This window comes from Halomonas sp. AOP43-D1-4 (assembly GCF_052446175.1).
Taxonomy (GTDB): domain Bacteria; phylum Pseudomonadota; class Gammaproteobacteria; order Pseudomonadales; family Halomonadaceae; genus Vreelandella; species Vreelandella citrativorans.
Window position 1 is genome coordinate 56,578 of record NZ_JBQSVY010000004.1, and the last position, 11,799, is coordinate 68,376.

An 11,799-nucleotide genomic window follows, 5' to 3' on the forward strand; every position below is an offset into this window, starting at 1 on the left:
AGCCTGCGCCAATCTGTTTAGGCTGTTAATTATTACCCTGTCTCGAATGTGCAACGTGTAAGGAGTCGTTTGTGATTAAGGTCGGAATTGTCGGCGGTACCGGTTATACCGGCGTTGAGCTACTGCGGTTACTCGCCCAGCACCCCCATGTCAGCGTTGAAGCCATTACCTCGCGCTCGGAAGCCGGCGTCAAGGTATGCGATATGTATCCCAATCTGCGCGGCCACTACGACACATTGACGTTCAGTGAACCCGATGCAAAGCAGTTAGGCGATATGGATGCGGTATTTTTCGCCACTCCCCACGGTGTTGCCCACGCTTTGGCTGGCGAGCTTTTGGACAAAGGCACCCGCATTATCGACCTGTCGGCTGACTTCCGCCTGCGTGATGTCAAGGTATGGAGCCAGTGGTACGGCCAACCTCACGGTGCGCCTTCGCTACTTGAAGAAGCGGTCTATGGCCTGCCCGAGATGCACCGCGAAAAAATCAAAACGGCGCGCCTGGTGGCCGTGCCAGGCTGCTATCCAACCTCTGTGCAGCTAGGCTACCTGCCGCTGCTGGAAGCCGGGCTGGTTGATCCTCAACAGCTGATTGCTGACTGCAAGTCAGGTGTGACGGGGGCAGGCCGAGGGGCCAAGGTGCCTTCACTACTGGCAGAAGCCAGTGAATCTTTCAAAGCTTACGGCGCCTCAGGGCATCGTCATTTGCCCGAAATCCGCCAGGGCCTTGGTGATATGCAGGCGCACCCGGTGGGGCTGACCTTCGTTCCTCATTTAACACCGATGATACGGGGCATTCACGCCACGCTCTATAGTCAGCTCACCACCTCAGTGGATGACCTTCAGGCGCTGTTTGAAAAACGTTATGCAAGCGAACCCTTTGTTGATGTGATGCCTGCGGGTAGCCATCCTGAAACGCGCAGCGTTAAAGGCATCAACACCTGCCGTCTGGCCGTGCATCGTCCGGAAAATAGCAACACCGTCGTCGTGTTATCGGTCATTGATAACCTGGTGAAAGGCGCCTCGGGCCAAGCCATTCAAAACCTCAATCTGATGTTTGGGTTCGAGGAGAGCATGGGCTTGACCGCTCCTGCCTTGATGCCATAAGCCACGTACAAAATCCCGGCAATAGTTGACCCTTTTGCTGGGAATTATCCATAATCATCTTCCAATGCTGATTATTCGTTCTTAAAGCTCGCGGGAGGTACCCATGAGCGGTGCAGAAGCTTTTGTTCCAACCCCTTTAATGCTGTCCGATAGCGCACGTAAACGTATCCGTGCCCTAATGGATGAAGAAAATAACCCTGCGCTAAAACTGCGCGTCTATGTCACCGGCGGTGGCTGTTCAGGTTTTCAGTACGGCTTCGATTTTGCCGATACGGTCGCCGAAGACGATACGCTCATTGAATTTGGCACGGCGACCCTGGTGGTCGACCCTCTCTCCTACCAGTATCTGGTTGGCTCGACGGTGGATTACGAAGAAGGCCTCGCTGGCGCACGCTTTCGCATTCAAAACCCCAATGCCACCACCACCTGCGGCTGCGGCGCCTCTTTTATGGTGTAGGCGCTTATACGCTAGCAAAGCGTTGGTACCCATGACTTGACGCCTTGGTGGTTTCTCGCCAAGGTTAAAAGGTCAACAATTGCTCTAACGCGGTGTGAAGAGAACGTCGTCTCTTCTTTTCACCGCTTCAGCGCTATAAAACATGGGGAAACCAATGAAAACCATACTAACGACAACTGCTATCGCTTCCTCCATCGCTCTGGGTTTAAGCGGCGCCTCTGTCGCCATGGCCCAAACGCCTTCTGTTAATGTCGCAACCGACCCAAGCTTTGTTCCTTTTGAAATGATGGATTCAGAAACCGGCGAGATGATCGGTTTCGATATGGATATTATCAATGCCGTTGCCGAGCGTGCCGGTTTTGAGGTCAATCTCACCACCATGGAATTTTCGGGCATTATTCCCGCCGTGCAAACCGGCAGTCAGGAAATTGCCATCGCAGGCACGACCATCACCGAAGAGCGTGCGCAGGTCGTTGACTTCTCTGACCCCTACTACGATTCCGGTCTACAGATTATCGTTCGTGCCAACAACGAAGACATCTCTTCATTGGAAGACCTCCAGGGCTTGACCATCGGTACCAAGATCGGCTCGACAAGCTACGACTTCCTCCAGCAAGAGCTGGGGGAAGGCGCTGACATCACGCCCTATCCAGGCACCGCCGACATGTACATGGCTCTGCTGGGCCGCAACGTAGACGCCGTGCTGTATGACGCTCCTAACGTTGCTTACTTCTCCCAAACCCGTGGCGAAGGACGTACCAAAGTGGTGGGGCCGCTTTATGAAGGTCAGCAGTATGGCATCGTGTTCCATAAGGGCAGCGAATGGGTAGAACCCACCAATGAAGCCCTGGCCGCCATGCGTGAAGACGGCACTTACGACGAAATCTACAAAAAATGGTTCGGTGAAGCCACCAGCGAGTAACCCAGCGGCGCTATAGAGTTAACAGCTAATTTATCACAGGGCCGGGCGGCTACCCTCCCGGCCCTGTGACGTTATACGTCGCGTGTTTTTTTGGAGATAAGACGTGGATTTCGACTTTCATTTCGACTGGGCAGCCGCGTTTGCGTCGATCCCTTACCTGCTACCGGGTATTCCCTGGACGCTGCTGATTTCATTTGGCGGTCTGGCGATCGGCTTTTTTATTGGTATTTTCTTTGGCCTGTTGCGCATTAGTCCGATCCGCTGGCTACGCTGGGTGGCCCTTTGCTACATAGAAGTGTTTCGTGGTACGCCTATCCTCGTGCAGGTATTGTTTATTTTCTACGGCCTGCCCCAGCTACTGGGCAGTCCTATCAATGCGCTGGTCGCAGGCATTGCCGCTATTGCGGTTAACTCGGGTGCGTATATTTCTGAAATCGTGCGAGGCGGTGTGCAGTCCATTGAGCGCGGCCAGCGTGAAGCATCCCTCTCGTTAGGGCTTTCGCGCGCTCAGGCCTTTCGCTATGTGATTTGGCCCCAGGCGCTGCGTCGTATGATTCCTCCGCTTGGCAATCAGGCCATTATCAGCATTAAAGATACCTCACTATTTTCAGTCATTGGGGTCAGCGAGCTGGTACGCCAGGGGCAAATCTATATCGCGACAACCTTCACCGCCCTGGAGGTCTACTTTATGGTTGCGGTGATGTATTTAGCGATTACCTGGACCCTCTCTATTCTTCTGCGCCTGCTGGAGCGTAGAGGCATCGCAGGCTGATAAGGAAACGTACAATGACCGATACCGTGTCACCCACAACGCCCTCCATTGTGCGTATGCAAAAGCTGAATAAACATTTTGGCAACCTGCACGTACTCAATGAGATCGACCTTGAAATTATCCCCGGTGAAGTCGTCGTCATTATTGGCGCAAGCGGGTCAGGTAAATCCACGCTGATTCGCTGCATCAATGGGCTGGAAGAGTTTCAGTCGGGCATGCTGGAAGTAGATGGCAATACGCTAACGCCTAACGGCAAGAGCAGCAAGGCACTACAAACCATCCGTACGGAAGTCGGTATGGTGTTTCAGCAGTTCAATCTATTTCCCCACCTTAGCGTGATCGATAACATCACCCTGGCACCCATGAAGGTGCGTGGCTGGAACCGCGACGATGCAGTGGCAACCGCAAAACGCCTGCTGGATAGGGTCGGAATTGCCGACCAGGCCGATAAGTACCCCAGTCAGCTCTCAGGTGGTCAACAGCAGCGTGTTGCCCTCGCCCGTGCCTTGGCCATGGAGCCTCGGCTTATGCTGTTTGATGAGCCTACCTCAGCGCTTGATCCCGAAATGATTGGTGAAGTGCTGGACGCCATGCGTGAGCTGGCGAAAGAGGGCATGACCATGGTGATTGTCACGCATGAAATGGGCTTTGCCCGTGAAGTAGCCGATCGCGTGATTTTTATCCATAAAGGGGTTATTGCTGAGCAAGGAGCGCCACAACAGCTCTTCGATTCGCCTCAGCATGAACGCACTCAATCGTTTCTTGCCCGGGTGCTTAAACACTAATCTTTAGCACTCACCTTAAGCACGAATACCGGCAAAAAATACCCGCTTTAACGCATTTTTTATGGCCTGTCCTTGCGACAGGCCATTTTTTTTCCCTGTGGATAGTTTTTTTATTTTAAAACGCTACAACATGCCACAGCGCCCATGAGGAGCGCCTTTAAGGTGGACATGCAATGCTTTTTAGATGTGTTCACAGCTGCGGTAACAACGTCGGTATGAGTAGGTGGATAAGCCGTGTTTTTATGGCGCTGTGGGTAAGTAGCGGTTCCATCCACAGGGCCTACACCGTTTCTACGCAGCTAATACGCTGCTTAACCACGTAAAGGTCAACATTTTAAGCATTTGAATTTTATAAACTTAATAGAGTTATACACAGAAACTGTCCACACTAATAATTACAGCATTAACAGAACTTCTCTTATTTTATTTATATATTGTTATTAATAGAGAGTAACTGAGCAGACGAGGTGTGGAAAAACCTGACGGTTACCCACAGGAGGTTTATACTGGCGGGCTTGTTTAACTACGCCGACACGTCTGAAACTGACGAAACGGCCACATCATTCGTGCCAATTGGCGCAAGACGAGGTGTCTCTTGAATTACCCCGACCGCTTTGACGTGATTGTCATCGGCGGTGGCCATGCGGGAACTGAAGCCGCACTGGCCTCTGCTCGTATGGGCTGTCAGACCCTACTGCTCACGCATAACATCGAGACCTTGGGTCAGATGTCGTGCAACCCCGCTATTGGCGGCATTGGCAAAAGCCATCTGGTGAAAGAGATCGATGCGCTAGGCGGGGCGATGGGGCTTGCCACGGATTTAGGCGGCATTCAGTTCCGGGTGTTAAACGCTCGAAAAGGGCCGGCAGTACGTGCCACACGTGCTCAAGCAGACCGCGTTCGCTACAAAGCAGCGATCCGCGGCATGTTGGAAAACCAGCCAAATTTAACGATTTTCCAGCAGGCAGCTGGTGATCTGATTGTGGATAACGAGACGGTTCGTGGCGTTGTAACGGAGACTGGTATTCGTTTTTATGCCGAGTCCGTTGTGCTGTCGACGGGTACGTTTTTAGGTGGTGTGATTCACATCGGCCTGGATCAAAGTCGCGGCGGTCGAGCAGGTGATCCACCCTCGAATGCCTTGGCTGAGCGTCTGCGTGCCCTGCCATTTCGGGTTGACCGGCTCAAAACCGGCACGCCACCGCGCATTGATGCTAAAAGCGTGGATTTCTCACAGCTTGAAGAACAGCCTGGCGATACGCCAACACCGGTCATGTCCTACCTTGGTTCGCGGGATATGCACCCTCAGCAAGTCAGCTGTCATATTGCGCACACCAATGAGCGCACGCATGAGCTGATTCTGGCGAATCTTGATCGCTCACCGATGTACTCCGGCGTGATCGAAGGCGTGGGTCCGCGGTACTGCCCATCAATTGAAGACAAGGTTCATCGCTTTGCCGATAAATCGAGCCATCAGGTCTTTATTGAACCTGAAGGCCTGGATACTCACGAACTGTATCCCAACGGTATCTCTACCTCGCTGCCCTTTGATGTGCAACTGCAGGTAGTGCGCTCGATTAAAGGGCTGGAGAACGCGCATATCACGCGGCCAGGCTATGCCATTGAGTATGATTTCTTCGATCCGCGGGATTTAAAACACTCACTGGAAACCAAATTTATCCACAACTTGTTTTTTGCCGGGCAGATCAATGGCACAACAGGTTACGAGGAAGCCGGGGCGCAAGGCCTGCTGGCCGGGCTCAACGCCGCGCGGCGTGCCATGCAGCAGGATGCCTGGTACCCACGTCGTGATGAGGCCTATCTTGGCGTGCTGGTGGACGACCTGATCACGATGGGCACCAAAGAGCCTTACCGTATGTTTACCTCCAGGGCGGAATACCGGTTATTGCTGCGTGAAGATAACGCCGACTTGCGACTGACTGAAAAAGGCCGTGAGTTATGCTTGGTGAATGACCAGCGCTGGGAAGCATTTAGTAAAAAGCGCGAAGCCATTGCGCTGGAGACCGCGCGTTTAGCCAGTGTTTGGATTCAGCCAAGCAGCCCGGCTGCGGCAAAAATTGCTGAAAAAACCGGCAAACCGCTCTCCCGCGAGTATCGGTTGAGCGATCTGCTCAAGCGCCCGGAGCTAAATTATGCGGACCTTACTGAACTGCCGGGGCTGGAAAGCGGCGTTATCAATGATGAAGCCGTTGCCGAACAGGTACAGATTCAGTCGAAGTACGAAGGCTATATCGAACGTCAACAGTATGAAATTGATAAGCTTAAGCGCCATGAAGCGATGCCACTTCCCGCCGACCTGGATTACCAGCGGGTGGAAGGGCTCTCCAATGAGATTCGCCAGAAGCTGACCAACGTACGGCCTGAAACACTGGCCCAAGCGGCGCGTATTTCAGGCGTAACACCGGCCGCAGTGTCTATTTTGCTGGTGCATCTTAAAAAGCGTCGTCTGATCGCCTCGCCCGAGGTGGCTAACGGATGAGCGGTTTAACTGTATTGGTGAGTAGCTTGCCTGTGAGTGTCGCTGCACGACTGGATAATGGATTAGCGCAGCTCGGTTTAACGGTAACGGTAAGCCAGCGTGAACAGTTGCTTGGGTTTGTCGCCCTATTGCACAAGTGGAACAAGGCTTATAACCTCACGGCAGTTCGCGATATTGATGATATGGTGGCACGTCACATACTGGATAGTGCGGCTGTCGCGCCTTATGTGCATGGCCCTAGATTGCTGGATGTGGGTGCGGGGCCAGGTCTGCCGGGTATCGTGCTGGCCATCCTTGATCCGGCGCTGTCCGTTACGCTTTTGGATAGTAATGGTAAAAAAGTCCGTTTTCAGCGCCAGGCTATCATGGAGCTTGGGCTAAAAAACGTGACTGCAAGCCAGGCGCGGGTGGAGACGTTTAGTGACCAGCCGTTTGATCAGGTAATTTCACGCGCGTTCGCAAGCCTGGTGGACTTTGTCACCCTAACGCGTGAACTACCCACGGCGAACGGACAGTGGTTGGCCATGAAAGGTCCTGGCGCTGACGATGAGTTGCGTGAACTGCCCAGCGGTATTCGACTGCAAACACGTCACCTGCTAAACGTGCCCTTCGATACGGCCAAGCGACAGCTATTGATTCTGAACGTTGATTCTGAACCCCAGGAAGGAGTTGAGTAAGTGAGCCAGATCATTGCCCTGACCAATCAAAAAGGCGGCGTGGGCAAGACCACCTCAGCCGTTAACCTGGCGGCTAGCCTTGCTGCTCTTGATCGTCGAGTGCTGCTGGTGGACCTTGATCCTCAAGGGCACGCCAGCATGGGCAGTGGTATTGATAAACACGAACTCGATAAAAGCGTCCTGGATGTACTGCTCGGCGATGCCACCGCCGCCGATACCATCGTGCGCGACCTGCCGGTCAACTATGATGTTCTCCCCGGTAACGGTGACTTGACCGCTGCGGAAGTCGAATTGCTGGATCTTGATAAGCGCGAAAGCTGCCTGACCACGGCGCTTGGCTCGGTTGCTGAGAAGTACGATGTGGTGCTGATTGACTGCCCACCGTCGCTCAATATGCTGACCGTTAATGCGCTGACGGCAGCGGATAGCGTGCTTATTCCGCTGCAGTGCGAGTTTTACGCGCTGGAAGGACTGTCGGCGCTGTTGGATACTGTTGAACAGATTAAGCAAAGCGTTAATCCTGATTTGGCGATTGCGGGTATTCTGCGCACCATGTACGACAAGCGCACCAGCCTAACGCGGGAAGTGGACAAGCAGCTGCGAGACTTCTTTGGCGATGCGCTGATCAAGACGACGATCCCGCGCAACGTCAAAGTGGCTGAAGCGCCAAGCCACGGAATACCCGTGACGCAATATGCCCGCTTCTCACGCGGCAGCCAGGCGTACCGCGTACTGGCAAAAGAGATGATTCGTCGGTTATCGCTATAACGTATTGATTAGTACGAGGGAAAGCGAATGACGCGTAAACGCGCGCTAGGACGTGGCCTGGATGCCCTAATTGGTGCGGGCGCTCGTCGCCGTGACAGCCTGGAACTTACTGGTAGCTCTCCATTGGAAGCTCATGATGAGGCGTCATCCGTGATGGTGGCCTCGGATGCGGCTTCTGAGCGTTTGGAGCGCCTTCCGCTTGGTCAGTTAACCCGTGGCAAGTATCAGCCGCGGCGTGATATTCAGCCAGAAGCGCTTGAAGAACTTGCCGATTCTATTCGTACCCAGGGCGTAATGCAGCCTATTGTGGTACGCCCTATTGGCGAAGATCGCTATGAAATTATTGCTGGTGAGCGGCGCTGGCGTGCAGCGCAGCTGGCCGAGCTTGACGTTATCCCCGCGGTTATTCGTGAGGTAAGTGACGAAGTTGCCTTGGCACTGGCGCTGATTGAAAATATTCAGCGTGAAAACCTCAATGCCATCGAAGAAGCGATGGCGCTTAAACGGCTGGGTGATGAGTTTGAATTAACCCAGCAGCAGATTGCTGACGCGGTCGGTAAATCCCGCACTCAGGTCGCCAACTTACTGCGCTTGCTGGCACTGGATCCTGAAGTCCAAACGCTGCTAGAGCGAGGAGACCTGGATATGGGCCATGCGCGTGCGTTGCTATCACTTAACAGCGTTCAGCAGCGCCAAGTGGCTCATGAAGTGGTGAATAACGATCTCACCGTGCGGTCCACCGAAGCGTTGGTCAAAAAGGTACAGGCCAGCCAAAGCGTTGAAAAAACGCCAAGCCGGCCAAATAAAACGGCGGATGTCTCGCGTCTGGAGACGCAGTTAGGCGAACTGCTTGGCGCCCCCGTCTCAATTGACCATGGTAATCGAGGGAAAGGCAAAGTGACCATCCGCTATACAAGCCTTGATGAACTCGACGGAATACTGGCGCATATTAAATAGGCTGCTTATTAATTAAATAGCAGGCTTATTAAGAAAACGTTAAAAAGTAGCTAATTTTCACCCTTTGGTCGCAAGTTGTCTCCTAAACACGTTAAATACGAGCAACTTTGGTTGAAGGTGTGATAGCGCTTCCCTATAATCGCGCAAGATTTGTGCAGGTTGCTTATCAACAGCCTAAGCAACCATTCGATGGCAGGGTGCTGGGCAATGGTAGAACGTGTTGAAACCCAGCGCAGGAAGGCGTATGTCATCCGGCTTTTTACCGCACAGCTAATCGTGACGGCAGTCGGTATGTTGATGGTCTACCCTGTAGCGCGCATGCCGGGCGTTTCCTCCGTGGTAACAGGTGCGCTGGTGGCCTTGCTACCCCATGCTTTTTTTATACAGCGAATGGGTATATTGCACAGTAAGCGAACATCGCGTAGCGCTGTTCATTTGTTTCGTGCCGAAGCAGGCAAGTTTGGTTTGACGGTGGCACTGTTTAGCGCAGTGTTCGTAGTAGTGCCCCCCTCAAACCCCGCTTTCTTTTTTAGTGCTTATGTGGTGATTGTTCTGATGCATGGGCTAACGCCGTTGTTTATGCGCAGACATCGCACACTTTATTGAGGTGATATCTCTATGGCCGCAGGAAACGAAGTCTCGACGACTTATTATATCCAGCACCACTTGCAGAACCTGACCTTTGGGCATCACCCGGTGAATGGTTGGTCGCTGGCGCATTCCGCTCAAGAAGCGAGCGAAATGGGCTTCTGGGCGATCCATTTGGATACCATGGGTTGGTCAATCGCTATGGGGGTACTGTTCATCTGGCTGTTTCGCAAAGCTGGAAAAATGGCTACAACCGGTGTGCCAGGCGGCCTGCAAAATGCCGTTGAGATGGTGTTCGAGTTTATAGAAAGCATGGTTCGAGGCGCATTCAAAGGGCATAACCCGTTGATTGCTCCACTGGCGTTGACGCTGTTCGTGTGGATTTTATTCATGAACACGCTAAAAATTATTCCGGTCGACTACTTTCCCGTGCTGTTTAGCAAGCTCGGTGTGGATTACATGAAAATTGTACCGACAACCGATGTAAACGCTACGCTGGGTTTGGCATTGGGTGTTTTCGGTCTGATTCTTTATTACAGCATCAAAGTAAAAGGTATCGGTGGCTTCGCTAAAGAGCTTTCACTGACACCGTTTAATCATTGGGCGCTGATTCCTTTTAACCTGTTACTGGAAATCGTTGCGTTGCTGGTTAAGCCGTTTAGCCTGGCGATGCGTCTGTTTGGAAACATGTTTGCGGGTGAAGTTATTTTTATCCTCATCGCGATGCTACCATTCTGGGCAATCTGGGTGCTGGATGTACCGTGGGCGATTTTCCATATTCTGATTGTTACGCTGCAAGCGTTCATTTTTACCGTACTGACGATCGTGTACCTGAGTTCAGCACACGAACATCACTAAGCGGCTTACTGATAGCAAGAAATAAACCTTTAACATCAACCCTTAACCTTAACCTTAACCTTGAAAAACCAGGAGCACTACCATGGAACTTATCTACATTGCTGCCTCTATCATGATCGGTATGGGCGCCTTGGGTACTGGCATCGGCTTTGCCATTTTGGGCGGCAAACTGATTGAATCCACCGCGCGTCAGCCGGAACTGGGCGACCAGCTGCAAACCAAAACCTTCCTGATGGCAGGTCTGTTGGATGCTGTGCCGATGATCGGTGTTGGTATTGCGATGTACCTGATCTTCGTTGTTGCCGGTTAATGCAGCTTAACCGGGCGATCAAACGCTCGGTTTTGTTTCACTCCGGTCGCCACGAACTTGTCAGAGGTACATCCCTGTGAATATCAACATGACGCTTATCGGGCAGACGATCGCCTTCGCGATCTTTGTCTGGTTTTGCATAAAGTACGTGTGGCCTCCGATCAGCAACGCGCTTAACGAGCGTCAGAAAAAAATTGCTGATGGCTTGGATGCAGCCAGCCGTGCTACCCGTGATCTTGATCTAGCACAAGAGCGGGCAGAACAGACGCTGCGTGAGAGCAAGGAACAAGCTTCTCAAATCATTGAGCAGGCCAACAAGCGCTCTGCTCAGATGATCGAAGAAGCCCGCGAGCAGGCCCGCGCGGAAGGTGAACGTCTCATAGCGGGCGCACGTTCTGAAATCGAACTTGAAGTAAATCGCGCGAAAGAAGAGTTACGTGCCCAGGTGTCTCATCTGGCCATCATCGGCGCTGAGCGTGTTTTGGAAGCTTCTGTCGATGAAAATGCGCATCGTGAGCTGCTTGATAAGCTGGCTGCCGAACTGTAAGGAGGTGAATTATGGCGGAACTACTTACCGTCGCTCGTCCTTACGCTAAGGCGGCGTTTGAACACGCGCGTGATAATGATGTGCTTGATAGCTGGTCACAGGCGCTGGGTTTTTTAGGCACTGTTGTGACCGATAGCGACGCTCGACGTCTGCTGGGTAGCCCCAAAATCGAGAATGCAAAGAAAGTTGCCCTTCTGGTTGAAATGCTTCCAGAACCGCAGGGTGATGCACTGTCTCGCTTTTTGGAGGCTGTGGCTGACCAGGACCGTTTAATGGTTCTGCCTTTTATCGCTGAACAGTTTGAGCGCCTGCGCGCTGAACACGAGCAGCGTGTAGAGGTAATGGTAACGTCAGCGTATAAACTGACAGCCGCACAAAAGACCAAGCTATCTAACGCGCTCAAGAAACGTCTGAATCGCGAAATCTCCATTACTACTCAGGTAGATAAGTCGCTCATCGGTGGTGTCATCCTGCGTGCTGGCGATACCGTCATTGACGGGTCGGTACGTGGTCGACTGAACCGCCTTTCCGAAGCGCTAACCGCTTGAGTCT

14 protein-coding genes are annotated in these 11,799 nt (G+C 52.7%); all 14 read left to right on the forward strand.

All coding sequences use genetic code 11. The features are described from left to right. The first annotated feature begins 71 nt into the window (after positions 1-71). The 14 genes from argC to ACT3RQ_RS05440 all read left to right on the forward strand — a co-directional run bounded on the left by argC (position 72) and on the right by ACT3RQ_RS05440 (position 11,795). On the forward strand, positions 72-1,106 hold the full coding sequence (gene argC / locus ACT3RQ_RS05375) for an N-acetyl-gamma-glutamyl-phosphate reductase (RefSeq protein WP_172118732.1): 1,035 nt from the start codon (positions 72-74) through the stop codon (positions 1,104-1,106). Between the two features lie 103 nt (positions 1,107-1,209). After that, positions 1,210-1,563 (forward strand): iron-sulfur cluster insertion protein ErpA, encoded by a 354-nt coding sequence (gene erpA / locus ACT3RQ_RS05380; RefSeq protein WP_172118731.1) that lies wholly within the window; start codon positions 1,210-1,212, stop codon positions 1,561-1,563. Between the two features lie 154 nt (positions 1,564-1,717). After that, complete coding sequence (locus tag ACT3RQ_RS05385) at positions 1,718-2,485, forward strand: transporter substrate-binding domain-containing protein (protein ID WP_172118730.1); 768 nt, start codon at positions 1,718-1,720, stop codon at positions 2,483-2,485. 103 nt (positions 2,486-2,588) lie between these two features. Further along, complete coding sequence (locus ACT3RQ_RS05390) at positions 2,589-3,257, forward strand: amino acid ABC transporter permease (RefSeq protein ID WP_172118729.1); 669 nt, start codon at positions 2,589-2,591, stop codon at positions 3,255-3,257. Positions 3,258-3,271: 14 nt separating this feature from the next. Further along, the gene (locus tag ACT3RQ_RS05395) at positions 3,272-4,042 is read left to right on the forward strand and encodes an amino acid ABC transporter ATP-binding protein (RefSeq protein ID WP_172118728.1); all 771 of its coding nucleotides are present in this window, start codon (positions 3,272-3,274) and stop codon (positions 4,040-4,042) included. A 595-nt stretch (positions 4,043-4,637) separates the two neighbouring features. Further along, the gene (gene mnmG / locus ACT3RQ_RS05400) at positions 4,638-6,542 is read left to right on the forward strand and encodes a tRNA uridine-5-carboxymethylaminomethyl(34) synthesis enzyme MnmG (RefSeq protein ID WP_444640218.1); all 1,905 of its coding nucleotides are present in this window, start codon (positions 4,638-4,640) and stop codon (positions 6,540-6,542) included. Further along, positions 6,539-7,219, forward strand: coding sequence for a 16S rRNA (guanine(527)-N(7))-methyltransferase RsmG (gene rsmG, locus ACT3RQ_RS05405; protein WP_172118726.1), 681 nt, complete (start codon positions 6,539-6,541; stop codon positions 7,217-7,219). The genes mnmG and rsmG overlap by 4 nt, the downstream gene beginning before the upstream one ends. Next, positions 7,220-7,987, forward strand: a complete 768-nt coding sequence (locus tag ACT3RQ_RS05410; RefSeq protein ID WP_172118725.1) for a ParA family protein — start codon at positions 7,220-7,222, stop codon at positions 7,985-7,987. A 27-nt stretch (positions 7,988-8,014) separates the two neighbouring features. After that, a complete protein-coding gene (locus ACT3RQ_RS05415) occupies positions 8,015-8,944 on the forward strand; it encodes a ParB/RepB/Spo0J family partition protein (protein ID WP_444622523.1) in 930 nt (309 codons plus the stop codon). Positions 8,945-9,151: 207 nt separating this feature from the next. Then, positions 9,152-9,550: an ATP synthase subunit I gene (locus ACT3RQ_RS05420; RefSeq protein WP_444622524.1), complete on the forward strand. Its 399-nt coding sequence runs from the start codon at positions 9,152-9,154 to the stop codon at positions 9,548-9,550. Positions 9,551-9,562: 12 nt separating this feature from the next. Next, on the forward strand, positions 9,563-10,390 hold the full coding sequence (atpB, locus tag ACT3RQ_RS05425; RefSeq protein ID WP_444622525.1) for a F0F1 ATP synthase subunit A: 828 nt from the start codon (positions 9,563-9,565) through the stop codon (positions 10,388-10,390). Positions 10,391-10,472: 82 nt separating this feature from the next. Continuing rightward, positions 10,473-10,700, forward strand: a complete 228-nt coding sequence (gene atpE / locus ACT3RQ_RS05430; protein WP_444622526.1) for a F0F1 ATP synthase subunit C — start codon at positions 10,473-10,475, stop codon at positions 10,698-10,700. 76 nt (positions 10,701-10,776) lie between these two features. After that, entirely contained in the window at positions 10,777-11,247 is a 471-nt protein-coding gene (locus tag ACT3RQ_RS05435; protein WP_444622527.1) for a F0F1 ATP synthase subunit B, read from the forward strand. An 11-nt stretch (positions 11,248-11,258) separates the two neighbouring features. Beyond that, entirely contained in the window at positions 11,259-11,795 is a 537-nt protein-coding gene (locus ACT3RQ_RS05440) for a F0F1 ATP synthase subunit delta (protein ID WP_444622528.1), read from the forward strand. Positions 11,796-11,799 lie beyond the last annotated feature (4 nt).